22 protein-coding genes and 2 pseudogenes are annotated in these 24223 nt (G+C 40.5%); 12 read left to right on the top strand and 12 right to left on the bottom strand.

Features of this window, described 5'->3' with window-relative positions; translation table 11 throughout:
• Positions 1-100: 100 nt before the first annotated feature.
• Entirely contained in the window at positions 101-499 is a 399-nt protein-coding gene (locus tag FTU80_RS02790; protein ID WP_180084176.1) for a hypothetical protein, read from the bottom strand.
• Between the two features lie 179 nt (positions 500-678).
• Between FTU80_RS02790 and FTU80_RS02785 the strand changes: the two genes are divergently transcribed.
• From FTU80_RS02785 to purB, 4 genes are read left to right on the top strand one after another with little or no spacing between them, the layout of a single operon-like run.
• The gene (locus FTU80_RS02785; RefSeq protein WP_180084175.1) at positions 679-1164 is read left to right on the top strand and encodes an NUDIX hydrolase; all 486 of its coding nucleotides are present in this window, start codon (positions 679-681) and stop codon (positions 1162-1164) included.
• Positions 1165-1168: 4 nt separating this feature from the next.
• On the top strand, positions 1169-2305 hold the full coding sequence (gene mnmA, locus FTU80_RS02780) for a tRNA 2-thiouridine(34) synthase MnmA (RefSeq protein ID WP_180084174.1): 1137 nt from the start codon (positions 1169-1171) through the stop codon (positions 2303-2305).
• A gap of 12 nt (positions 2306-2317) precedes the next feature.
• A complete protein-coding gene (gene hflD, locus FTU80_RS02775) occupies positions 2318-3049 on the top strand; it encodes a high frequency lysogenization protein HflD (protein ID WP_067762779.1) in 732 nt (243 codons plus the stop codon).
• A gap of 56 nt (positions 3050-3105) precedes the next feature.
• Complete coding sequence (purB, locus tag FTU80_RS02770) at positions 3106-4494, top strand: adenylosuccinate lyase (RefSeq protein ID WP_180084173.1); 1389 nt, start codon at positions 3106-3108, stop codon at positions 4492-4494.
• 134 nt (positions 4495-4628) lie between these two features.
• On the opposite strand, the gene FTU80_RS02765 is transcribed toward purB, so the two are convergent.
• Positions 4629-4868 carry a hypothetical protein gene (locus tag FTU80_RS02765; RefSeq protein WP_180060146.1) on the bottom strand — a complete coding sequence of 80 codons (240 nt, stop codon included), beginning with the start codon at positions 4866-4868 and terminating at the stop codon, positions 4629-4631.
• A 212-nt stretch (positions 4869-5080) separates the two neighbouring features.
• Between FTU80_RS02765 and FTU80_RS02760 the strand changes: the two genes are divergently transcribed.
• A complete protein-coding gene (locus FTU80_RS02760; protein WP_180084172.1) occupies positions 5081-5710 on the top strand; it encodes a DUF2238 domain-containing protein in 630 nt (209 codons plus the stop codon).
• Positions 5711-5774: 64 nt separating this feature from the next.
• On the opposite strand, the gene FTU80_RS02755 is transcribed toward FTU80_RS02760, so the two are convergent.
• The 7 genes from FTU80_RS02755 to FTU80_RS02725 form a co-directional block, all read right to left on the bottom strand.
• Positions 5775-7982 (bottom strand): Ig-like domain-containing protein, encoded by a 2208-nt coding sequence (locus FTU80_RS02755; RefSeq protein WP_180084171.1) that lies wholly within the window; start codon positions 7980-7982, stop codon positions 5775-5777.
• Positions 7983-8314: 332 nt separating this feature from the next.
• On the bottom strand, positions 8315-8800 hold the full coding sequence (locus tag FTU80_RS02750) for a hypothetical protein (RefSeq protein WP_180084170.1): 486 nt from the start codon (positions 8798-8800) through the stop codon (positions 8315-8317).
• Between the two features lie 96 nt (positions 8801-8896).
• A complete protein-coding gene (gene sohB / locus FTU80_RS02745; protein WP_078190186.1) occupies positions 8897-9859 on the bottom strand; it encodes a protease SohB in 963 nt (320 codons plus the stop codon).
• A gap of 189 nt (positions 9860-10048) precedes the next feature.
• Positions 10049-10972 (bottom strand): phosphate ABC transporter ATP-binding protein PstB, encoded by a 924-nt coding sequence (pstB, locus tag FTU80_RS02740; protein ID WP_218948527.1) that lies wholly within the window; start codon positions 10970-10972, stop codon positions 10049-10051.
• A gap of 13 nt (positions 10973-10985) precedes the next feature.
• On the bottom strand, positions 10986-12377 hold the full coding sequence (pstA, locus tag FTU80_RS02735) for a phosphate ABC transporter permease PstA (RefSeq protein WP_078191850.1): 1392 nt from the start codon (positions 12375-12377) through the stop codon (positions 10986-10988).
• Entirely contained in the window at positions 12374-13753 is a 1380-nt protein-coding gene (pstC, locus tag FTU80_RS02730; RefSeq protein ID WP_180084168.1) for a phosphate ABC transporter permease subunit PstC, read from the bottom strand. The genes pstA and pstC overlap by 4 nt, the downstream gene beginning before the upstream one ends.
• 99 nt (positions 13754-13852) lie before the next feature.
• Positions 13853-14881 carry a substrate-binding domain-containing protein gene (locus FTU80_RS02725; protein WP_180084166.1) on the bottom strand — a complete coding sequence of 343 codons (1029 nt, stop codon included), beginning with the start codon at positions 14879-14881 and terminating at the stop codon, positions 13853-13855.
• A gap of 410 nt (positions 14882-15291) precedes the next feature.
• On the opposite strand from FTU80_RS02725, the pseudogene FTU80_RS02720 reads away from it, so the two are divergent.
• Positions 15292-16343: pseudogene (locus FTU80_RS02720) on the top strand (Rieske 2Fe-2S domain-containing protein).
• Between the two features lie 358 nt (positions 16344-16701).
• On the opposite strand, the gene FTU80_RS02715 reads toward FTU80_RS02720, so the two are convergent.
• Both FTU80_RS02715 and FTU80_RS02710 read right to left on the bottom strand, forming a co-directional pair.
• Positions 16702-18234 carry an aspartate aminotransferase family protein gene (locus tag FTU80_RS02715; protein ID WP_180084164.1) on the bottom strand — a complete coding sequence of 511 codons (1533 nt, stop codon included), beginning with the start codon at positions 18232-18234 and terminating at the stop codon, positions 16702-16704.
• The gene (locus FTU80_RS02710) at positions 18234-19607 is read right to left on the bottom strand and encodes a diaminobutyrate--2-oxoglutarate transaminase (protein ID WP_180084162.1); all 1374 of its coding nucleotides are present in this window, start codon (positions 19605-19607) and stop codon (positions 18234-18236) included. Before FTU80_RS02710 ends, FTU80_RS02715 begins: the two co-directional genes overlap by 1 nt.
• A gap of 484 nt (positions 19608-20091) precedes the next feature.
• On the opposite strand from FTU80_RS02710, the gene FTU80_RS02705 reads away from it, so the two are divergent.
• The 6 genes and pseudogenes from FTU80_RS02705 (at position 20092) to arsH (ending at position 23620) form a co-directional block, all read left to right on the top strand.
• Complete coding sequence (locus FTU80_RS02705; protein ID WP_180084160.1) at positions 20092-20793, top strand: SIMPL domain-containing protein; 702 nt, start codon at positions 20092-20094, stop codon at positions 20791-20793.
• Between the two features lie 74 nt (positions 20794-20867).
• Positions 20868-20961: pseudogene (locus FTU80_RS16510) on the top strand (hypothetical protein); the annotation flags it as partial.
• A gap of 113 nt (positions 20962-21074) precedes the next feature.
• Entirely contained in the window at positions 21075-21404 is a 330-nt protein-coding gene (locus FTU80_RS02700) for a metalloregulator ArsR/SmtB family transcription factor (protein WP_078191857.1), read from the top strand.
• The gene (locus FTU80_RS02695) at positions 21401-21874 is read left to right on the top strand and encodes an arsenate reductase ArsC (protein ID WP_180063376.1); all 474 of its coding nucleotides are present in this window, start codon (positions 21401-21403) and stop codon (positions 21872-21874) included. The genes FTU80_RS02700 and FTU80_RS02695 overlap by 4 nt, the downstream gene beginning before the upstream one ends.
• Positions 21874-22914 carry an ACR3 family arsenite efflux transporter gene (gene arsB / locus FTU80_RS02690; protein WP_180065640.1) on the top strand — a complete coding sequence of 347 codons (1041 nt, stop codon included), beginning with the start codon at positions 21874-21876 and terminating at the stop codon, positions 22912-22914. The genes FTU80_RS02695 and arsB overlap by 1 nt, the downstream gene beginning before the upstream one ends.
• A 1-nt stretch (position 22915) precedes the next feature.
• The gene (gene arsH, locus FTU80_RS02685; RefSeq protein ID WP_078191860.1) at positions 22916-23620 is read left to right on the top strand and encodes an arsenical resistance protein ArsH; all 705 of its coding nucleotides are present in this window, start codon (positions 22916-22918) and stop codon (positions 23618-23620) included.
• Between the two features lie 57 nt (positions 23621-23677).
• Here the strand turns inward: arsH and FTU80_RS02680 are convergent, their stop codons facing one another.
• Complete coding sequence (locus FTU80_RS02680; protein WP_180084158.1) at positions 23678-24196, bottom strand: GNAT family N-acetyltransferase; 519 nt, start codon at positions 24194-24196, stop codon at positions 23678-23680.
• Positions 24197-24223: the final 27 nt, after the last annotated feature.

Genomic DNA, 24223 nt, shown 5'->3' with positions numbered 1-24223 from the left:
CGCGACTCATAAGTGCTCGGTTATATGCGGGCCAATTGGTTGTGCGGTAGATTTTGTGTGCAGGCTTCTTCATTTGAAAATTATATCGCTGAAAAAGCCTTTACAGATAGGTTTGTGCAACAAAGCCACTATAAACAAAAGAAAATAAAACTGTATCATTCATATCATATGTAATTGACTCTACAGAATAATCCCAACCAAATGTTTCCAATAAAGATTTGCAAATAACATTCTTTACAGAATCTGATTTTGCATACTCTTCTAACAAATATATTTTATCTTTTGGAAATGTATAATTATCCATCTGATATATTAATTTAATAGTTGCACCATCTCTGTATATATCTTTCCAAACTGTATATGCATTATTTTTCTTTGGCAGCGTTTGTTTAACGTCGAGAATTGCATCATCTACAAGCAACAAATTTTCATCAGCACCGCTTTTTGCCGTACAACTAACCATTAACATAACAAATATAAATAAACTTAGTATTTTCATCTAATTCTCAAAATAATTTTCAGTGTGAAAATATGTACAATGGATTTATCTTACAAGATTCCTCCACGTTCTTCTTACTTCAATATTGAAACGCATTCAAGGAAATTAAGAAAAAATCAATCATAGCCACCGCTCCCTAAATTTTGTAGAATAGCGTTTTTACCCCATGGTGCTTTTCTATGACCGCTTGGACTGCTCACGTCACTGTTGCGACAGTCGTTGAAAAAGACGGAAAATTCCTATTTGTTGAAGAACATACAGAAGGTGTGACCCATACTGTATTTAATCAACCAGCAGGTCATGTCGAAGCTGGCGAAACCATCATTGAAGCAGCCATTCGAGAAACCATGGAAGAAACAGGTCACGATGTAGAAATCACGAACCTTCTAGGCATATATACTTATACTCCCCCGATGTTCCCTGATCGTACTTATTTCCGTTTCTGTTTCTTAGCTAAAGACATTCAGCACCATGCCGATGCACAATTAGACACAGGTATTGTCGGTGCAGTATGGATGACGCTTGATGAACTCATTGAGTCTGCTCGTGCGCGCAGTCCATTAGTCATCAAAGCTGTACAAGATGCTCTTTCAGGTCAAAAATTTCCTTTATCGCTCATTTACGAGCACCAAAATTCTCCCTTAATTTCAAATTTGGATGCTTAATCCTATGCAACAACGTGTCATCGTCGGTATGTCTGGTGGTGTAGATTCTTCTGTATCTGCAGCACTTTTACTTCAACAAGGTTATCAAGTTGAAGGTCTTTTCATGAAAAACTGGGAAGAAGATGACGGCACGGAATACTGTACGGCAATGGAAGATCTTGCCGATGCTCAAGCCGTTTGTGACAAAATTGGTATCAAACTTCATACCGCAAACTTTGCGATGGAATATTGGGACCGTGTCTTTGAGCATTTCTTAGAAGAATATGCCGCAGGTCGTACACCAAACCCAGATATTCTCTGCAACAAAGAAATTAAATTCCGTGCATTTCTAGACCATGCTGTGAACTTAGGAGCTGACTTTATTGCGACAGGCCACTATTGCCGTCGTGGTGAAACGCTAAAAAATTCACGTGGTGAAGAGTATGCCCCTCTACTGCGTGGCGTAGATCAAAATAAAGACCAAACCTATTTCCTACATGCAGTGCATGGTCGTGAAATTAACAAGACCTTGTTCCCTGTGGGTGAAATTGAAAAACCACAAGTACGTAAAATCGCTGAAGAATTAGGTCTAATCACCGCGAAGAAAAAAGATTCAACAGGAATTTGTTTTATTGGCGAACGTCGATTTAATGACTTCTTAAAGCAATATTTACCTGCTCAACCCGGAAAAATCGTCTTAGACACGGGTAAAGAGGTTGGTGAACATCACGGCTTAATGTACTATACGCTCGGCCAACGTGGTGGCATCGGTCTTGGTGGTCTAAAAGGTGCTGAAGAAGGCGCTTGGTTTGTACTGCATAAAGATATCGAAGGTAACCGCCTAGTCGTTGGTCAAGGTCATGAACATCCACTCATGCAAAGCACCATTTTATGGTCTGAAGCGATTGATTGGGTGGCTGGCGAACAAGAGATTCCTGAATCAGGTTTCCGCTGCACAGCGAAAACTCGTTATCGTCAGCCTGACCAAGACTGTACATTATTTAAAGACTCTACAGCGCCAAATGGTGTGCGTGTCGAGTTCGATGAGCCACAACGTGCTGTTACACCGGGTCAAAGTGTGGTGTTCTACACCGGTGAAGTTTGTTTAGGTGGTGGTGTGATTCATCATACCAATGCCCCTAAACCGGATTTTATTGAATAAGGATTGTTTCGGATGACAGAGTTACCGTTTCAACAGCCTCAAACTCTGAATACTCGCCAAAATCGCGCATTGGCGTTAGCTGCTGTTTTTCAAGCGACACAGCTAACCCATATGACCGCATTGACGGGTACGCAAAGTATTGGTGAAAGCGGTAATTTTTATTTTGAACATCTCATCAAAGCCAGTTTGAATATCCGTCCTAAATCCAATCAGTCCAATCAAACGCTCGATTTTTTTGATAAATTGGCGGATATTTCTCTCGGTTTAAAAACTTTAGAAAGCAGCATTACCCAGCCATTTAACACTTCCCCAAAATCTAGATTGCCTAAACTTGCAAATACTAAACTTCCAATGACCTATGCAATGACTTTATTGCAATTAGAAAAGAAAGTGTATAGCAATCCGAAGTTCGTTGAAATTATTGAACAATCCCAACAAAAAATCCTAAGACAGCTTTCATTTTTCGATAATAATTATTTACATCCAAGTATCATTGCAAACCTTGCCCAAACCTATATTGAAACTGCGGGTTCGATCAATCCTCGCATTATGGTTCGAGGCAACGCTGAAGCATTTAAAGATACAGCACATACCAATCGCATTCGCGCGACATTATTCACAGGCTTACAAATGGCTCACTTGTGGCGTCAGCTCGGCGGTAGCTCGTGGGGTATGATTTTCAGCAAGCGTAAGCTGCTCCAAGATATTCAAGATCTCGCTCGTTTACAGTATCAGGTGGTTTAACTGATGGCTGTGATGAACTTTGTTTTACGTTTAATTCCAATGTTTAAGGAATCGCTATGAACGCTTTAACCGCACTTTCTCCATTAGATGGACGCTACGCTAGCAAATGTGATGCTCTACGTCCTTTCCTCTCTGAGTTTGGTTTAATCCATGCTCGTGTGACTGTTGAAGTGCGTTGGTTACAAGCGCTTGCGAACCGTCCAGAAATCACTGAAGTTCCTGCATTCAGCGCTGAAACAAATGCAGCACTTGATGCAATTGTTGCGAACTTCTCTGAAGACAATGCAAACCGCATTAAAGAAATTGAACGTACAACAAACCATGACGTAAAAGCCGTTGAGTACTTCTTAAAAGAGCAAATCGCACATATCGATGAGCTTAAAAATGCAGGCGAATTCATTCACTTCGCATGTACATCTGAAGACATCAACAACTTGTCTCACGCTTTAATGCTTAAAAATGGCCGTGAAGTTTTAGTTACAGCAATGCAGCAAATCATCGATTCAATCGTTGCTTTGGCTGAACAACACGCTGAACAACCAATGTTGTCTCGTACACACGGTCAAACTGCAAGCCCAACAACTTTGGGTAAAGAAATGGCGAACGTGGCTTACCGCCTTGCACGTCAAATCAAACAATTCAAACAAGTTGAATTACTTGGTAAAATCAATGGTGCAGTAGGTAACTACAACGCGCACTACTCTGCTTACCCAGAAATTAACTGGCCTGCTCATTCACAAGCATTTGTTGAATCATTAGGTTTAGAATTTAACCCGTACACCACTCAAATCGAACCACATGACTACATGGCGGAACTTTTTGATGCGCTACGTCGTTTCAACACAATCTTAATCGACTTTAACCGTGACGTTTGGGGCTACATTTCACTTGGTTTCTTCAAACAACGTTTGAAAGAAGGCGAAGTTGGTTCTTCAACTATGCCGCATAAAGTAAACCCAATTGACTTCGAAAACTCTGAAGGTAACTTGGGTATTGCAAATGCAGTACTTGCGCATTTAGGCGAAAAACTTCCTGTATCTCGCTGGCAGCGTGACTTAACTGACTCTACTGTTCTACGTAACATGGGCGTTGGTTTTGCACAAAGTTTGATCGCATTTGAAGCTTGCTCTAAAGGTATTGGTAAACTTGAATTAAATGCTGCACGTATTCTTGAAGACCTTGATCACGCTCAAGAAGTTCTTGCAGAACCGATTCAAACTGTTATGCGTCGTTATAACGTTGAAAAACCTTACGAAAAATTAAAAGCCCTTACTCGTGGCCAAGCAATGACCCGCGAAATGATGGTTGACTTCGTAAATGGTAACGAATTAGAAGCTGTTCCAGCTGCTGACCGTGCACGCCTTGCAGAAATGACACCTGCAACTTATACAGGTAATGCATCGACTCAAGCAAAACAAGTTGCTGATTTAATTTCTAAGATCTGATTTCTAAAATCTGATTTTAGATAGATCAAAAAAACGAGGCATCATGCCTCGTTTTTTGTTTCCACCTATATACTCCTACTCCCTTTGGGATGAAGAGCATGCTCCGCAAGGAGATAGAAAATTTAGACGTAATTTTATTCTGCAGGGCAATATTTCGCCCAATCATCTTTCATCCGTTGTAATTCACAGCCTGTTAAAACATCTGAGTAATAAACATAATATGTGGCATTGGGATACTGAATTTCATGGCGAAACATCATGCCGCGCAAAGATACAGAGAGCTCTTCTGGAAAATCATCTGTTAAATTAAGTTCTTCAAACTCATAGTTAAAATAACAATTTTGAGTCGCAATAAATGCCTCAACAACGGCCATAGTTACTTCCAAATACTTAAACATCGATATTCATCTGAGTTTAATACAATCTTTTTAAAAATACATATCCCCAGCCGCAAACTAAAGACATTTGAAAAAATAATGCACAAATTCTAGCACCGTCTAACTAACACTTTTCATCGCATTATGGCTATACTTGCCGCGAATTATAAACATTGCACACCGATAAAAAATTTGAGCTTTGCCTTTTCATGATTGATTTCAAATTAAAACTTAAGCACATCTTAGCTTTTGCGTTATTAACTCTTGCCATTGTGATCGCCAGTATCCAACCTTTAGAAATGGAAGCGTATATCCTCCATCAAATCGGCACAGCGTTTATGCTGATCGTGTTACTCGTTTTCCTCTATAAAATAGGGCTAACTTTCACAACAGTTTGCCTGTATCTTGGCTTTTTACTGATTCATGTCATTGGTGCCCATTATTTATATTCTTATGTGCCTTATTCTGAATGGACACAAGCTCTCCTCGGTTTCAATCTTGACCAAAGCATGGGATGGAGTCGGAATATGTATGATCGGCTTGTACATCTTGCCTATGGTTTGCTGCTCTACCCGTTCTTTTATCGCATATTTCAAATCTGGCTACCGCAGTTAAAAGCCGGAACACTCTTTTTATTGGTCGTACAATTCGTCATGGCGACCAGTTTATTTTATGAATGGATCGAATGGCTGATTGCCATTGGCTTATCACCAGAGGAAGCTGAAAATTACAATGGGCAACAAGGTGATATTTGGGATGCACATAAAGATATGCTACTTGCAACACTTGGTGCGATGATCACTGGCGGCCTTTTATATTTCAATCAGAAAAAATCCTAAATAAAAAAAGCACTCATCAGAGTGCTTTTTTTATCGCTATATTCATGAATGGATGTATTAATTATTAATAGAGTGGTAGCACATTTAAGGATTGATCTAACGGATCTAAAGTGCCCCACGCTGTTTGGAACGCTGCATTCGAAACTGCTGTCCCACCCGATACAGGGTTGATAGACGCATTTAAATAAGATGAATCATCTGATATTACATCAAGAGCATTGTTTGGCTCTTGATTGATCAATAAGCTGTTCAAATTGATTTGATCATCAGAAATAAAAGAGCTTGTTTCATTTAAGCCAAAGCTCGAAACACTTTGCTGTGCAAGTACATCAAACACAGTATTATCACCTGTTAACAGTGATGCCTGATCATGTAATTCAACCGAAGCCTGTTCTTCTGACATCAAGAATAAACTCACTTTGGCAACTGTCATCGCTTCAACGGTAAAATCAAATGCTGAGCTTTTGGCACTGGTATTTCCAGCCAGATCCGTTTGGGTAAAACTATAGCTATACTTACCTGCCGCTAAGTCAGATTCTGGTGTATACAACCATTTCCCACTAGTATCCGCTTTGACTGTTGCTACAGCGACGCCATTTTTATAAATGGTAATCGTGGCATTGGCCTCACCTTTACCTTCAAAACTTGGGGTTGAATCTTGAGTGCTCTCACCCTGCTTAATGGTGAGCTTTGTAGTATCGCGATCATCATACACAGTCGTCAATGTCGGCGCGGAAGGAGCAATCGTGTCCTTTGTTCCAATGACTTGCGTGCTCTTTGAGCTATTGCCAGCCGCATCTGTCGCAGTCACTTGGACAACATTATTATCTGTTATTGCGCTGCTTAATTTCACCGTATAGCGCCCATCGTCGCCTACAGTTGCAGTACCAAGCGTATTTCCTGCACTGTTTTTAATGGTAATTTTGGCACCAATTTCAGCGCTTCCCGACACTTCTGTACCATCTGTATTGATTGTTGCTGTTGGTGCAACGGGTGCCGTATTATCCGTTCCAGCAGTGACATTTAACGGTATCGATTGATTGCCTGCCGCATCAACCACAATAATGGTTGTCTTATTACTATCCGACAGTGCTGGGGACAATGTTAGTTTAAATTGACCATTGGCATCTACCGTAGTGGTAGCAATGACTTGTAAATTTGCATCTAATATTTGAATGGTGCTATTGGCTTCGGCAGTACCAACCAGTTCAGTTCCGGCTTTATTCACTTCAATCTTAGGTTGATCAGGTCGAAGCGTATCTTTGCCCATCTCAACTGACTGCGCTTCAGATTTGTTGCCGGCTTTATCTTCTACAATGACTTTAGCCGTCTCACCTGCTTGTAAAGTATTACTTAATGCAATGGAGAAATTGCCATCACTTGCCGCAGTCACAGGCCCACCTAAAAGCGTTGTGCCATCTGCAGCATAAACATAAACTTTTGAACCCGCTTCGGCAAAACCAGAGACAAACTTACCGCTTTCATCCACTTGTGCATTTGCAGCGTCTGGGGCGATCGTATCTTTACTACCCGTTAAAATCGTCGATTGAGAACTATTTCTCGCCTTGTCTTTCGCGTACAAAATCACGCGATTGCCGTCTGTAATCGCGTCATCTAAAGTAATTTTATAGTTGCCATCGGCATCTGCTTTAGATTGACCAATCGTATTGCCTTTCGCATCTACGATATAAACCGTTACACCCACTTCCGCCTTACCGGACACGACTTTTCCGTCACTATCAAAACTTCCAGTTGGCGTACTTGGCGCTGTTTTGTCATTGCTAGAGGATTTATCATCTTCTTTGTCAAATGCCAGCAGGTATACCGCTTCTGCACCCAAGATCGCCAATCCTGCCTTAAGTAGTGATGGCGAACCATCATCCTCACTTGCAACTTCCGTAGCTTGAGCAGGTGTTGTCGCTTGATTTAACTGTGTCGATGCAGCTAAAGGTTGCATAAATTCATTCACAGAGCGATAGCTCACCGTTTTGCCATCGACATCAATTTCAACCAGCTCAAATTGCTCTGGCCCACTATGTAAAACCAAAGAATTATCAGAGCCAAAGTCAGCTGTATAAAAATCATCAATCACGATTTTTTGACCATTTTTCAGGGTAATCACACATTGATTCCCTACTCGATGGATCGATTGAATATCGATTGGCTTGAGTTCTAACTGAATAATTGAAGGTTGAGATATTTGTATTTTGTTGGCATGAGTTTCTTTTAAAATCGTTTGATCTTTCTTCGATATCACGACAATTTTTGTCATTTCGCCCTCAGTGTTATTATGTAATAAACATCTAATAAATAATTAGTTAAGTACCTTATCAAATTGGTGCTGAACAGACAAACCCTAATATATAATTATTTATTGAGTAATTTTGGCATAGAAAAAGCCAATGTAATATATGAGTTGATTCGTATTACTAAGTATTGGGTAATCTTCTAGATTCATAAAAATATAAGGTTTAAAAAGACAACATATGCTAAAAGATAAGCTTCTAACTACCTAAAATGCTATTTTTACTAGGAACACTCTTCCAGTCCCAGAATAATTACTCACACATTATAATTAAACAAAAAAGAACCGTATTATTTATTTCATTCATGAGAATTATCATATTTCGAACACTGACTAAAATGGCTATTTCTTGAATGATAAAAATTAATATTCCATTCTTCATCCAATTGTCTAATGATATCCCCCTCTTCATTATCTACATTTTTAATTAATATCTTCGGGGGAATAATCTCTAACTGGCGACTATTTTGACAATAAATATATGACTGGGCCATTTTTTTCAGAAAAACCCATTCGTTTTTCTTCAAAATTTCATCATGATAAATTAAAAAATCAGCAATACTGAAATCTTTATAATGGATACTATAAAGTACATCATGCGAGGAGTAAGAACTATAACTTCCTTCCAATATAAGAATATTGCCAAAAATTTCTTGGGCCTTTTGCTTCAATTCTAAATTTATTGGGTGTTGGCTATCCGTTATTTTAATTTCCTCAGACTGCTGATTATTAGAAATATAGTCAAAAACTAAAAAAGAAGTAAGGATAAAAAATAATAATATCAAACGAAAATTAAATACAGATTTCAGTTTTAAAGCCCTTTATTTGAGAAACCCAACCATTAAAAGCCAATCTTTGGATTGGCTTTTAAACTTAAAGAATTAAAGCTTTGGATCACGCAACTGCACAAGACTCGAATTGGCTTTACTCAATGACTCCATCACTTTAGACATGACTGCAGGAACCAATGAGTCCGCAATTTGTGCTGCTTGTAAGCCTAACTTCTCACCAAGCGTTGGCTTTTTGCGGGTTTCAATCATATATACATCATGTTGTGGCATGAGACTTAACAGATATTCATCTGACGTTTGGAGCTTATCGACTAGATTAAGATCAATGGCATCTTGACCATACCAATGCTCACCTGTTGCAACTTTATCGACATTAAGCTGAGGACGGTATTTTTCAACAAAGTGTTTAAACAAGTTATGCGTTTGCTGCAACTCTTCTTCAAATTTGGCTTTACCTTCAGCCGTATTTTCACCAAACATAGTGACGGTACGTTTGAACTGACCTGCTGTATACAGTTCAAAATCGATATGTTTTTCTTTCAATAAACGGTTAAAGTTTGGCACTTGTGCAACCACGCCAATCGATCCCACAACTGCAAATGGAGCTGAAACTATTTCATTTGCAATGCAGGCCATCATATAGCCACCACTTGCAGCAACTTTGTCCACACAAATGGTTAAGTTAAATCCAGCATCACGTAAACGTACCAATTGTGCTGCAGCTAAACCATAGCCATGCACCATCCCGCCTGGGCTCTCTAAACGTAAAACCACGCGGTCGCGCCCAGCTTTTGCTGTCGCTAAGATTAGGGTAATTTCTTCACGTAGACTTGTTACCGCAGATGCAGCGGTATCACCATTAAAATCGATTACATAAATTTTTTGGTTATTCTTTTTACGTGCGCGCGCTTCTTTTGATAATTGTTGGCTTAGTTGCAGCAGCTCAAGTTTAGATGCAGTCGTTTGCGCAATTTTTTTTCGTTGTTCATTAATACGTGCATTTAAATGGCTTACACGAATTTCCGCAGGCAACTTGGGATTATGAAATAGCATAAAATTGAAACTCATTTAATTCATATTTATGTTGTATAACATGTGGGTTGCATCACAAAAATTCAATCTATTTTTTGAAAATAATTCTCATTGAGCCAAATTGAGCATTTTATTTTTATCAAGACTTTTTGACCTAATTATTGACTTCATAAAAAAAGAGCCTTTCGGCTCTTTTTTAGACAGACTAGATTAGCCAAAACGCCCGGTAATATACGCTTCAGTCAATTGATGATCCGGTTGAGTAAAGACTTTTTCAGTGGAATTCACTTCAATCAAATCACCCAAATGGAAATATGCGGTACGGTCAGATACACGTGCTGCTTGTTGCATCGAGTGCGTCACAATCGCAATGGTATATTGCGCTGAAAGTTCAGTGATGAGTTCTTCTACTTTTGCAGTTGCAATCGGATCGAGTGCTGAACAAGGTTCATCCATCAAAATCACTTCAGGACTGACTGCAATGGTTCGCGCAATACATAGACGTTGCTGCTGACCACCTGAAAGCCCCGTACCCGGTTGGTTCAAACGATCTTTCACTTCATCCCAAAGCCCCGCTTTACGCAGGCTATTTTCTACAATTTCTTCCATGTCATATTTATCACGTGCCAAACCATGAAGTTTTGGACCATAAGCGACATTATCAAAAATTGACTTAGGAAATGGGTTCGGCTTTTGGAAAACCATACCCACTTGGGCACGAAGTAACACCACATCGAGATTTGGATCATAGATATCTTGATTATCCATGAGCACTTGCCCTGTCACACGACAAGAATCAATCGTGTCATTCATACGGTTGAGCGTACGTAGAAACGTTGACTTACCACAACCAGACGGTCCAATAAAGGCGATCACTTCATTTTCATAAATATTCAGATCAATTCCTTTGATCGCTTCAGATTCGCCATAGTACACATGCACATCATTTGTACTGATTTTCACATTGCTCGATTTCGCATCTTTTTTCGCGCTAGATTGCGTATCGAATTGTGACACAAACGCAGTATTGGTTTGTTTTTGGCTGCCTTGGGCAGAGGTAAATTGTGTTTGTTCTGGATTCACGGACTTATCCTGATATAAGGAATTCTTTTCAGTTGTAATGACGCTATTCATATAATGCCCTCAATTACCAGCGTACTTCAAATTTCTTACGTAACCAGATGGCTAAACTGTTTAAGCCGATCATGAGAGCAAGAAGTACAATGATTGCTGCTGCGGTACGTCCTTCAAAGAAGTTACGTAGCTCATTACCTTGCCAAAGGAAAATTTGTACAGGTAATGCAGTGGATTGATCTAAAGGAGTGGCTGGTACACTTGCCACAAAGGCACTCATACCAATCAATAATAATGGAGCAGTTTCTCCTAGGGCTTGCGCAACACCAATAATGGCACCGGTTAAGATACCTGGTAATGCCAGTGGCAAGACGTGGTGAAATACAGTTTGTAAACGTGATGCACCCAAACCTAAAGCGGCTTGGCGGATCGATGGAGGAACAGCTTTTAAAGATGCACGTGTTGTAATAATTACGGTTGGTAGTGTCATTAAACTCAAGACCAAACCACCAACCACAGGTGCCGAAAGCGGCATGTGCATCCAACCAATAAAAATCGCAGCACCGAGCAAACCAAAGACAATCGAAGGAACCGCTGCTAAGTTGTTAATGTTGACTTCGACAACATCGGTAATCCAGTTTTTAGGTGCAAATTCTTCTAAGTAAATTGCGGATGCTACACCGATTGGAATCGAAATAATGATCACGATCAGCATCATAAATAACGACCCCATAAACGCCCCTGCTAAACCTGAAGTTGCAGGTGAGCTACGAGAGTCTGGATTTTTAAATATTTCAGTATTAAATGAGTTGGTGATAACACCGTCAGCTTTGAGTTTATCTGCAAGTTGGCGTACTTCTGGGCTCAATTGTTGCTGTTCATCAGGCAAGCTGCGGTCAATATTACCAGCCAACCAGACATCGACATTAGCATCTGCAAGGATTTTAAAATCTTGTTTTTGACCAATCAATGACGGATCTGCCATTACCATGTCACGTAAGCGATAAGCTTCTGAACTTGTATATAAACTGTTGAGATCATCACGTTGTGAGGCAATCGCTGGATCTTTTGCTATGATGCCATTTACGATGAGCGCATCCCAATCCACCATGCCCATTTCAGTTTGCCAAGCAATGTAACGCTCTTGGAACTGTGCAGGTGATTCACCTTCTTTTTGAATTGGTTTCGCACCAACTTTGACAATGTTTGGATCAAAAAACACAGGTACCGTCATTGAGCTTTGCCAAAATGCAGGTAAACCTTTGGCTAAAATACTACCAAACAATAGCACGACGAAAAATAAACCAGTCACTACTGCACTAAAGCCCAAGACACGGAAGGTCTTTTCTTTACGATGTCTTTTCGCCAAAGAGTTTTCAATGATTTTCTTACGTTTTTCACGAAGCTCAGCGGCTGCATGTGAATCAAATTTTTGATCCATGTTTGATGTATTCGTCGTACTCATTCGTATTGCTCACGGTATTTACGCACAATGTACAGTGCAACAATATTCAGCCCTAAGGTAATCACAAACAGTGTTAAACCGAGTGCAAAAGCAACCAATGCTTGAGGACTCGCAAAGTCTGTATCACCTGTTAATTGGTTTACGATGGTAATGGTGACTGTAGACACTGCTTCGAGCGGATTAATGTGTAGTAAAGGACTGTTCCCTGCTGCAAGTACCACAATCATGGTTTCACCAATTGCACGAGATGCTGCCAATAAGAATGCACCGATAATGCCCGGCAAAGCTGCAGGTATCACTACTTGGCGAATAGTTTCTGATTTTGTTGCACCCAAACCGAGTGAACCGTCACGAAGCGCGCGAGGAACTTGAGTAATGATGTCATCAGATAATGATGAAACGAATGGGATAATCATAATCCCCATCACAAAGCCTGCTGTTAGAGCACTGGTTGCATTAATATCGAGTCCAATATATGCGCCAAGCTGTTTTGCAAAGGGTCCAATAATCATTAAGGCAAATACACCGTAAACGATGGTTGGAATACCTGCGAGAACTTCTATGGCAGGTTTTGCCCAAGCACGGAAACTTGGCTTTGCATATTCAGCCAAATAAATCGCAATCATCAGACCAACCGGAACAGCTACCAATAAAGCGATACCACTCACCATGAGCGTACCCCACAATAAAGGTAATAAGCCATAGCTGCCTTCTGCACTTCCCGAAGTACTAAAACCTGGGTTCCATTCAGTACCAAAGAAGAAATCGAGTGGACTGACAAAACTAAAGAAACGCATGGCTTCACTGAACATTGACATCACAATGCCAACTGTTGTCAGGATTGCGACCCCCGAACACAGTGCCAATGCGATATTAATAACTTTTTCGACTTGGTTACGTGCACGATATTTTTCTGCGATGCGGCGTTTAGCCATAACTAAACCAATCAATGCCGCACAAATCACAACGGCTAATTTTGCATATGAGCCGATGTTTTCAATTTTCTTTAACTGTTCTGCTGCTGCAAGTTCATATGCAGCTGGCGTATCACTTACTCCAAAACCAGAAGCAATCGCTTGGACGCGGTCAGCCATTACGCTTGTGCTTGCAGGATCTAAACCTAAACGAATATTTTCTGGGACATTATTTAAAATAACGTGTTGAAAAATACTCGGTTCAACCAAGTTCCAAACAATCAAGATTAAAAAAGCGGGAATCCCACACCATAAAGCGACCAAAACACCATAATAGCCCGGTCGTGAATGCAACATTGCTGAGTTATTGCCTTTACCTGCAAGTTTGCGACTTTTGGTCAGTCCAACTTGATAAGCGATTGCAATAATTGCGAGCAACACACCAATTAGTAGCAGATTCATGTAATCTCCACTGTTTTTTCAAAAGCCCTTCTTGAAAAAACTGTTTCTTTGCAAAAAGCCAATGGCAGGTCAATCCTGCCATTGGCTGTTTCAATCCAATTATTTAACTGCTTTACCAGCTTTAAAGTTTGCAAGAACTACAGCGCGCTCTTTATCAGACATTGAAATTAAGCCTGCTTTTTCTAGCTTAGAACCTTTACCTGATACTTTTTTACTTAGGAAGAATTCTGTGAACTCTTTTAAGCCTTTAATTGATTTTAAGTGCTCACCCTTTACATAGAAGAACAATGGACGAGATACTGGGTATGAACCATTTAAAATTGTCTTCTCAGACGGCGCTACATTATTCACTGTTGCTACACGTAACTTGTCACGGTTTTGGTCATAGAAACCTAGACCGAATACCCCTACCGCATTAGGTGAAGTTTTTAAGCGTGCCAATGTCTCTGTATAGTCACCTGCGATTTCAATCACACGACCATCTTTACGGAATGTAGAACATGCCTTTTTCTTTGCATCTTTATCTAGCTTCGCAAATGCTTGGTAAGTTTCACAGCCAGCATCGACCATTTTTTCTTGGAACACTTCACGTGTACCATGGTTTGATGCAGGAATAACTAAAGTGATTGCTTCGTTTGGTAAAGTTGGGTCGATTTGATTCCAACGTGTGTATGGGTTTGGAACCAATTTACCTTTTGAAGGTAATTCAGCAGCAAGTGCAGCAAATACGTGCTGTGGGCGAAGTTTGAATGCGGCTTTTTTAGCGTTTGATGCAAACACGATACCGTCATAACCTACTTTAATTTCTAAGATTTGGTTAACGCCCGCTTTTTTACATGCGGCCAATTCAGTACCTTTAATTTTACGAGATGCGTTTGCAACGTCAATTGTGTTATCGCCTACACCATTACAAAATTGTTTCAAACCACCTGAAGTACCGCCTGAACCTACGACAGGTGCTTTAAATTGTGGGAATGTATTACCAAACTCTTCTGCAACAATACTTGCATAAGGCAGTACAGTTGAAGAACCAGCAATTTGGATCGTGTCACGAGCTGCATTTGCAGTTGTAGCGACTGTTGCCCCAGTAGTGAGTACCATAGCAAGTGCGATATGATTTAAGCGCATTCTCATCTCTCTTAATTGATGCATTTATTGGAGTACGCCACTTTTATTTTTAAAGTCTTGTACTTTTTCGATATCTGCATTTTGATTTTAGAGTATGACAGTTAGGTTACATCTTTATGACGCTTTTATGATAATTGATGATTGCTCATTGATTTAAATATAATTCTTTATTTTTCAATACGTAATGAAATTTATCAAAGTATTGGTCTTATTGATTTCTACTTTGATATTCGTAAGAATTCATGTCACTGTCATATTTTGTCTTATTTTCTTTTTTCAAATTGTCCTCTTTTTCTGAATGATGCACATTTGCATGTTCGATTTTTTATTCCATGTTATTCCAATAATTGAAATTTCATTACATTTTTAGTTAGCTCAATATGCAACTTTACATAAAAACAGAGCCTAAAATAACCAGTAAAGCCATTGCGACATTTAATCCAGACTTGCCTGTGCATATGACTTTTGAAAAACATGACTGGCACTTACTTGCGAAATATTGGTATCCGATTGCACTCGCTCGAGACATTACAAAACAGCCTTATGGCACCATGCTTTTAGATATGCCGCTCGTCATTTATAAAATGGGAGATGAACTGATTGTAGCTAAAGATGCCTGCCCACACCGCGGCGTACCCCTAAGTTTAGGCAAAAATGATGGTCTAGGGGTAGTTGCCGATATCATGGCTTACGCTTTGGTGAATCTGGTCATTGTAACCGCATCCCTGCACATCCTGAGCACAAAATTTCACCTCGCTTTAACTTGCGTACTTATGCCGCTGTTGAGCGTTATGGACTGATATGGTGCTCACTTACTGCCGCCAAAGATGCTGCACCGAATATCCCTGCAATGCCATATTGGGATGAAGCCGAGTTTCAGCAACTGGTGTGTCCAACGGTCGATTTTCAATGTTTTGCAGGCCGGCAGCTTGAAGGCTTCATTGATGTCGCGCATTTTGCTTGGGTACATCCCGATACCTTTGGCGACCCTGAAAATGTAGAAGTGCCTGACTATAAAACCATTGAGACTGAAACAGGATTTAATGCAGACTATTGGAGCAGTGTTGGGCGCTACCCGATTGGATTAGAACAGCGCGGACAAGAAGGCTTTGAATGGCTGCGGCATTTTGAGATTCATCTACCCTTTACTGCAACGCTCACCATACATTTTCCAAACGACAGCAAGCAAGTAATTATGAATGCGGCTTCACCGATGACCGCCCGCTCTACTCGCCTATTTGCGCCTATCTGCCGTAATTATGATAAGGACTTGCCTGTAGAAGATGCTTATGACTTTAACCTGAAAATATTTGAGGAAGACCGTCTCGTGTCTGAATCACAAAAGCCTGAATATTTACCGTTAGATTTAAGCATCGAAGCGCATTTCCCGGCGGACCGCAGTTCCAGCATGTACCGCAAATTATTGCGTAAAAAAGGTTTTAGTCCATTATTTGCGGCATAACATCAATATCGTATTGCATTCACCTCACCCTAACCCTCTCCTACAAGGAGAGGGAAACTCCTTTACAAGCCTTATATTGGTTATAAATATTGTGGTATCTCATTCATCAAATGATAAACATCAATGAATATCGCGACTGGCGACAGGAATGTCACTATAAGGTAATGGTCACATGGATGTACCTTTTACCTGAGAAGGATTTTAGATACTTTGATCCCTCAAAGTAACAATCTGCCTACTCAGTAAACTATCATCACTCAATGAAAAATTGCGGCCATGCAATAAATTAAGCGCCTTTTCATTTTTTAAAAAAAAGGAGCTCTTACGAGCCCCTTCTTCTACAATTACAAAATGACAATTAGTCAATTGCAGGTGTATATGTACCATCAGCGATTGGGCCTTTGATACGATCCGCTTCTGCTAGCACAAGAGCAAGCAAATTCTTCACGTTGTCTAAAGTCGCTACTGGACTTAAAGTCGTCATTTTCAATGATTGAACTTGACCTACTTTAGTTACACCAATATTCGCTTCACCCCGAGCAAACAATTCGTCTGCAACGTTTTGGTTCAATGTATCTAACAATTCAGCTGGGTAACCTGCTGGTACTACACGGAACAATACCGATGCAAATTGAGGATCAACCAGCATTTCTAGACCGTCAGTGGCAGTAATATAGTCTGCAACATCACGTGTTAGACCTACACCATGATCAATCATCGAACCGTAAAGCTCTTCACCTAACGCTTCAACCGTCATCCACAATTTCAACGCGTCAAAACGGCGAGTTGTTTGTAGTGACTTAGATACTAAGTTAGGAACGCCATGCTCTTCATCATAAGCAGAGTTTAAATACTCAGCTTCATAATGCATGAAACGATAGTTCGCTTCGTCTTTCAGCAAGAACGCGCCACATGAAATCGTTTGGAAGTAATGCTTATGGAAATCAAGCGTTACCGAGTCAGACAGTTCAATACCATCTAACATTGAACGATAGTCATTTGAAAGAATCAGTGCACCGCCCCATGCTGCGTCGATATGCATCCACGCGCCATACTTGTTGGTGATTGCACGCACTTCTTTCAATGGGTCAATTGCGCCTGCATCGGTTGTACCCGCAGTTGCAACCACACATGCTACAATTTTACCTTCAGCTTGAAGGTGCGCCATGGTTTTCTCAAGCGCGTCTATATCCATGCGTGCATTTGCATCTACAGGAACAGTGACAACAGATTGGAAACCCATACCCATCATGGCCATGTTCTTTTGCACAGAGAAGTGTGCATTTTCAGAACAGATCACTTTTACGTTACGCATTGCTTCCGCAGGTACGCCATCACGCTGAACAGACCACGGGTTACCGTTTTCGTCTTTCCAGTTTTTAGCAATACATGCATCACGTGCAAGCAAAACACCCATTAAGTTAGACTGCGTACCGCCAGAGGTGAATACACCTGCTTGACCTGCACCATAGCCAACTTTTTGGCGAAGCCAATCAATCAATTGAACTTCCATCAATGAACCTGCAGGGCTTTGATCCCATGAGTCCATAGATTGGTTAGTCGCGTTGATCAGTACTTCAGCGATTTGGCTTGTCACCATCGTTGGGCAATGCAAATGCGCTAAAGAATGTGGGTGATGTACTTTTAAGCTTTTGTTTAAGAACAGCTCAACCATACGGTCTAGTGATTTTTGTACACCCATACCTTCTTTAGAAGGATTGAATGCAATTGCACTACGAAGCTCTTTAATACTACCGCCGGTGTACATTTTGTCATTTTGCAACCATGCAGAAACGGCTTTTACCGCTTCGCCCATTGCTGACTGGTAGTCAGCAATAGATTGTGCATCATTGCAGAATAACGCTTTACGATGTTCTGCAAAATCAACCATTACGCGCCTCGAACTGCAACTAGTGCTTCAGCAAGTGCTTTCTTGAAGCGAACGATCACTTCTTCACATTCAGCTTGGTTAATGATCAATGGGCAAAGTAAACGAATGACTGTACCGTTACGACCACCTTTTTCTAACAACAATTTGTTGTTAAAACATGCTGCTTGAATTGCTGCTGCCAATTGAGAATCACCTGGTAAAGAACCCATGTGATCTGCTTTTTGACGTTCATCAACAATTTCAACACCAATCATCAAACCACGGCCACGTACGTTGCCGATACATGGGAATTCTACCGCTAATTTTTTAATTTCAGCTTGTAAGAAGTCACCACGCTCTTGTGCATTTTGCGCAAGATTTTGCTCTTTGATGGTTTTGATTGTTGCAAGACCAGTACCCATAGCAAGTTGGTTACCACGGAATGTACCCGTGTGACCCGCTGGTTGCCATGCGTCAAACTTACGTTTAATGCCCAATACTGCAAGTGGTAAGCTACCACCTACCGCTTTAGACATTACAATAACGTCTGGCTCAATACCTGCATGTTCAAAGGCAAACATTTTACCTGAACGTGCAAAGCCCGCTTGTACTTCATCAAGAATCAACACGATGTTGTGCTTTTCAGTCACTTCGCGGATTTTCTTTAACCATTTTACAGGTGCAGTCACTACACCGCCTTCGCCTTGGATTGCTTCCAAGATTACAGCTGCAGGTTTCGTTACACCGCTTTCTACGTCTTCAATGAAGTTTTCGAAATAATACGTTAATGCATCAACACCCGCTTCACCACCAATGCCTAATGGGCAACGGTATTCATGCGGATACGGCATAAATTGAACACCTGGCATTAAGCCGTTCACAGCGTTCTTCGCAGACAAGTTGCCTGTCATTGCTAAAGAACCGTGAGTCATACCATGGTAACCACCTGAGAAGCTGATTACTGAGCTACGACCAGTGTAAGTTTTTGCTAATTTAATTGCTGCTTCTGTACCATCTGCACCAGACGGACCACAGAACTGTAGGCAATACTCTTCTTTACCACCAGGTAATTGCTCAAGTAGTGCTTCAGTGAAAGCATCTTTTAAAGGCGTTGTTAAATCCAAAGTATGCAATGGGAGACCACTTGCAAGTGTATCTTGGATACTTTGAATTACCGCAGGATGATTATGGCCTAATGCCAATGTTCCTGCCCCAGCTAAACAATCGAGGTACTCTGTACCTTCAACATCAGTAACCCAACAACCTAAAGCTTTTGCTATCGCAAGTGGAAGTTTACGCGGATAGCTACGAACATTGGATTCCATCTGGCTTTGGCGAGTCAAATAGTATTCGTTAGTAGAATTAGTGGCAGGGTTTACAGAAGAAACGCTCATATCGAATTACCATCTCTGATATGGGTTGAAAGAAATAAGTCGGGTGACTTGCGGTCCTTTGACTCGGTGCTTTATGAGTTTCTAGTTAGCTTTAAAAGCTCTTTAAGTATGGGCTAACTAGGAGGCGGATGATACAGACTTTTTCAAGAAAATAAATCACTTTTATGATCAAATAAAAAGATAATTTAGAGAAAAAACAGATCTATTCCATGGATATCTTGAATTATCATCTTACAGTGTGACAAAACAAAGAAAACCTTTTTATTTTATGCTTTTTTACAACTTATGAATGATTATTGTAATCTTCAATTATTAAAACAACTAAGCACTGATTATTTAAATAAATATTCATCAAGCACTACATTTATTTTTCTTGAAAGATTTACAATCCCACCACAGATTTTCCTTTAATCCATCATAATCACCTTTTAAGATAACAGCATAAGCTAAATTAGTCATTCTGAAAGAAGAATAGGTCATAACAATGCGTAAAATTATCTTATCTACTGTTTTATTAGCATCCAGTCTAGGTTTGGCAGCAGCAACTCAAGCAGCTGACCCACTCAATTACAACATCGTGAACATTCAAGCGGATGCCACTCGCCAAGTGTCGAATGACCAAATGCATGCCGTTTTATATATTGAAAAATCAAATAAACAACCGGCTGAACTTGCTACCCAAATCAACCAATTGATGACCCAAGCGGTGAACACAGCCCGTAAATACCCTGCGGTAAAAATCGAAACGGGGTCTCAAAGCACCTACCCGATTTATGACAATGACAGTCGTAAATTGAAAGAATGGCGTGGTCGTGCCGAAGTGCGTTTAGAAAGTACAGACTTTAAAGCAGCTAGCCAATTGGTGAGCGAGTTACAACAAAATTTCCAAACTCAATCCATCAGCTTTAGCGTGTCAGATGCACAGCGAAAAAAAGTAGAAAATGAACTCATGGTTGAAGCCTCTAAAAACTTCCAACAACGCGCGCAAACATTGTCACAAGCGTGGAATAAGTCAGGCTATAACTTGGTGAATATCAATTTAAATACCAGCAATTATGGTGGTCAGCCAGTTCCGCGTATGGCGATGATGAAAGCTGCAAGTGCCGATACTATTCCTGAACAAGAAATGGCAGGTGGTGAATCTAAAATCACGGTCAGTGCAAATGGCTCTATCCAGTTCAAATAATTAAATTCATTTTAAGAAACCGTGCTTTAGCGCGGTTTTTTGACTATAAATTCCATCTAATCTTTATTTAAACCAAACAGTATTTCACCCGTTCATCAGATGCAACAGGTGGTAAATATATAGGGCAACCACGTACCTTCTTCTTACAAAACTTCATTCGACTTTTAAACTGGTCTAAATATAAAGATCCCACCAAGTGTGGGATTTTTATTGAATAATATATATGGACATCCATATATTCATATGTAAAGATATATGAAAATCCATATATACAGATAAACATGGAACAGACTGAATTTTTCAAATTACTTGCAGATGAGACTCGTCTGAACATCATCATGCTGTTGGCTTGTAAAGGTGAACTCTGCGTCTGCGAACTCACTGAGTCCCTTGAATTGAGCCAACCTAAAATTTCGCGTCATTTGGCATTACTGCGTTCATCAGGTGTGCTGAGTGATCAACGTAAAGGTCAATGGGTCTATTACTCCATTCACCCTGCACTGCCTACTTGGTGTACACAAATACTCGATGTCATGCGTCACCAAGAACGATTTAAAGACCTCGATTTAAACTCCCCGAAAGGCACTACCACATTGTGTGAAACGCTATGAATTTTTTATTTCTATGTACTGGCAATAGCTGCCGCAGCATTTTATCCGAAGTACTTTTTAACCAGCGTGCCCCTGAAGGTTTCCGTGCTTATAGCGCAGGCAGTAAACCTTCAGGACAAGTCCACCCATTTACCTTAAAAACCCTACATAACCTCAATCTACCGACTGAGGGCTTGTCGAGTAAAACCATCACAGCATGTGAACAATACCAACCCGATGTGGTAATTACTGTCTGTGGTTCTGCAGCTCAAGAAGCTTGCCCAATTTACTTAGGCTCTGCCATCAAAGCACACTGGGGTTTAGAAGACCCTTCCCATTTAGAGCTTGCAGATGACGTAAAACTCGCAGCTTTTCTTGATACCGTGGCGCATATTAACCGCCGTTTAGATGCTTTATTTGCACTCGATTTTACGCAATTAAGTCGCGAAGAACTCAACCAAGAAATCCAAAATATTTCAGAGATTCAATAATGGCTGCTGCAAAACTGTCATTTCTAGACCGCAATCTAACGCTATGGATTTTTATCGCAATGGGGCTAGGCATTGCGATTGGCGTGTATATTCCAAGTGCTTCAAGGGCTTTAAATCAACTCAATATCGGTGATGTCAATATTGCGATTGCCATTGGTTTAATCCTGATGATGTATCCGCCTTTGGCTAAAGTGGATTACAAAGCCCTGCCTGAAGTGTTTAAAGATAAACGTACCTTATACCTTTCACTACTTCAAAACTGGTTAATCGCACCTTGCCTGATGTTTATTTTGGCGATCGTTTTTTTACAACACTACCCTGAATACATGACCGGTTTGATTCTGATTGGTTTAGCACGTTGTATTGCGATGGTTCTGGTTTGGAATGATTTAGCTTGTGGGGATAACCAATACGTTGCGGCTTTAGTGGCATTTAACAGTATTTTCCAAATTGCATTTTTTAGTACCTACGCATGGTTCTTTTTGAGTTTTTTACCGCCATATTTTGGTATCGAAGCACAAGTGATCCAAGTCAGCTTTTGGACCATCACACATGCAGTATTGGTGTATCTAGGCATTCCCTTCCTGCTCGGTTTCCTAACGCGTGCCATATTGGTAAAACAAAAAGGTCTGGATTGGTATAAAAATCAATTTATACCCAAAATCAGCCCCATCAGTTTAATCGCATTACTCTTTACCATTGTGGTGATGTTTAGCCTCAAAGGTGCAGATGTCGTGAGCCTTCCGATGGATGTACTGCGTATTGCCATCCCCCTCACGATCTACTTTGTGGTGATGTTTTTCATTAGCTTTTTGATGAGCAAATGGATGGGCAATAACTACGCCAAAACCACTGCGATATCCTTTACAGCAGCAGGTAATAATTTTGAACTTGCCCTCGCTGTTGCCATCGCCACCTTTGGCATTGCATCTCCGATTGCATTTACCACGATTATTGGCCCATTGGTTGAAGTGCCTGTGCTTATTGCATTAGTGAGTGTATCGCTCTGGCTAAAACGCAAATGGTATAAAGAGAACTAAAATGAAGCTCCCCAATATTCAACTAGATTTACTTGAAACACCGCGTTTTGAACAAGTTCAAGCTAAAGCACTTGAACATCCGCCACGCATTCTGCTGCTATATGGCTCTAACCGTGAACGCTCATTTAGCCGCCTAACGGTATTGGAGGCGGGTCGAATCCTTGAACATTTTGGTGCAGAAGTCAAAATTTTTCATCCTAAAGGTCTTCCACTACCGGAAGATGCTGAAACCTCCCATCCCAAAGTTCAGGAATTACATGAATTACTTGCATGGTCTGAAGGCATGGTTTGGTGTTCGCCAGAACGACATGGTGCGATGAGCTCTATATTGAAAGCACAAATTGATTGGATTCCTTTAGCCGCAGGTGCCATTCGTGCTACTCAAGGTAAAACGCTGGCGTTAATGCAAGTCAGTGGTGGTTCGCAATCTTTTAATGCTGTTAACCAAATGCGCATCCTTGGGCGTTGGATGCGGATGATCACGATTCCAAATCAATCTTCCGTTGCAAAAGCATTTTTAGAGTTTGATGAAAATGATCGCATGAAACCTTCCTCCTATTACACTCGCATTGTCGATGTGATGGAGGAATTATATAAATTTACCCTACTCACACGTGGTCAATCTGCCTACCTCACAGATCGCTATTCTGAACGAGTTGAAAGTGCGGAAGAACTCTCTAAACGAGTTAATCAAAAGAACCTTTAATGAAAAACTCCTGCATCTGTGCAGGAGTTTTGGTCTAAAATATCCATCCGTTTCAACTTAAACTAATAATTTATAAAATAATGTCGTTGAATCTATAGTACCTGTAGGGCTCAATGCAAATTGCGGGATGATCCCAGCTTTTATAAAGTTAAATTTTTCATATAGCTTTTCAGAGACATCGCCTGTACGCGTATCAAGTACAAGTAATTTCAAGTTCAAGTGTTTTGCTTTATCTTCTGCAAGTGTTAATAGTTGGTGAGCAATGCCTTGCTGACGTACCTTTGGATGCACCATAAGTTTTTCAATCTCAGCACGATGCAGTGCATTGGCTTTGGTGGCACGAACCAATTGTACTGTGCCCACAATTTCACCGCTTTGTAGCGCCGCCCACAAAAAGGTTTTATGCTTTTGAATATCCTTTGCCACAGCAGACCAATATTCATCATAGTGCGACTTAGATTCTTTAGTTAAAAAACCCAGTGATGCACCATCTTGCACACATTGTGCCAATAATTCACACAGTTGAGCCTGCTCATCTTTTAGATCTTGAATGTTTAAATATTGAATTTCGCTCATCTTCTTTTCCTCTTATTTCTATTTTTA

This window comes from Acinetobacter sp. YH12145 (genome assembly GCF_013418335.1).
GTDB classification, from domain to species: domain Bacteria; phylum Pseudomonadota; class Gammaproteobacteria; order Pseudomonadales; family Moraxellaceae; genus Acinetobacter; species Acinetobacter amyesii.
Note: the sequence above shows the minus strand (reverse complement) of the source record. Positions and strands in the feature narration are given on the sequence as shown.

Coding starts and splice junctions, on each gene's coding strand:
- FTU80_RS02705 (WP_180084160.1), top strand. CDS start 20,092: ATGCGTAAAATTATCTTATCTACTGTTTTATTAGCATCCAGTCTAGGT.
- purB (WP_180084173.1), top strand. CDS start 3,106: ATGAACGCTTTAACCGCACTTTCTCCATTAGATGGACGCTACGCTAGC.
- FTU80_RS02760 (WP_180084172.1), top strand. CDS start 5,081: ATGATTGATTTCAAATTAAAACTTAAGCACATCTTAGCTTTTGCGTTA.
- FTU80_RS02755 (WP_180084171.1), bottom strand. CDS start 7,982: ATGACAAAAATTGTCGTGATATCGAAGAAAGATCAAACGATTTTAAAA.
- pstC (WP_180084168.1), bottom strand. CDS start 13,753: ATGAATCTGCTACTAATTGGTGTGTTGCTCGCAATTATTGCAATCGCT.
- mnmA (WP_180084174.1), top strand. CDS start 1,169: ATGCAACAACGTGTCATCGTCGGTATGTCTGGTGGTGTAGATTCTTCT.
- FTU80_RS02680 (WP_180084158.1), bottom strand. CDS start 24,196: ATGAGCGAAATTCAATATTTAAACATTCAAGATCTAAAAGATGAGCAG.
- FTU80_RS02700 (WP_078191857.1), top strand. CDS start 21,075: ATGGAACAGACTGAATTTTTCAAATTACTTGCAGATGAGACTCGTCTG.
- FTU80_RS02790 (WP_180084176.1), bottom strand. CDS start 499: ATGAAAATACTAAGTTTATTTATATTTGTTATGTTAATGGTTAGTTGT.
- arsH (WP_078191860.1), top strand. CDS start 22,916: ATGAAGCTCCCCAATATTCAACTAGATTTACTTGAAACACCGCGTTTT.
- sohB (WP_078190186.1), bottom strand. CDS start 9,859: ATGCTATTTCATAATCCCAAGTTGCCTGCGGAAATTCGTGTAAGCCAT.
- pstA (WP_078191850.1), bottom strand. CDS start 12,377: ATGAGTACGACGAATACATCAAACATGGATCAAAAATTTGATTCACAT.
- FTU80_RS02765 (WP_180060146.1), bottom strand. CDS start 4,868: ATGGCCGTTGTTGAGGCATTTATTGCGACTCAAAATTGTTATTTTAAC.
- arsB (WP_180065640.1), top strand. CDS start 21,874: ATGGCTGCTGCAAAACTGTCATTTCTAGACCGCAATCTAACGCTATGG.
- FTU80_RS02710 (WP_180084162.1), bottom strand. CDS start 19,607: ATGAGCGTTTCTTCTGTAAACCCTGCCACTAATTCTACTAACGAATAC.
- FTU80_RS02695 (WP_180063376.1), top strand. CDS start 21,401: ATGAATTTTTTATTTCTATGTACTGGCAATAGCTGCCGCAGCATTTTA.
- FTU80_RS02785 (WP_180084175.1), top strand. CDS start 679: ATGACCGCTTGGACTGCTCACGTCACTGTTGCGACAGTCGTTGAAAAA.
- FTU80_RS02725 (WP_180084166.1), bottom strand. CDS start 14,881: ATGCGCTTAAATCATATCGCACTTGCTATGGTACTCACTACTGGGGCA.
- FTU80_RS02715 (WP_180084164.1), bottom strand. CDS start 18,234: ATGGTTGATTTTGCAGAACATCGTAAAGCGTTATTCTGCAATGATGCA.
- hflD (WP_067762779.1), top strand. CDS start 2,318: ATGACAGAGTTACCGTTTCAACAGCCTCAAACTCTGAATACTCGCCAA.
- pstB (WP_218948527.1), bottom strand. CDS start 10,972: ATGAATAGCGTCATTACAACTGAAAAGAATTCCTTATATCAGGATAAG.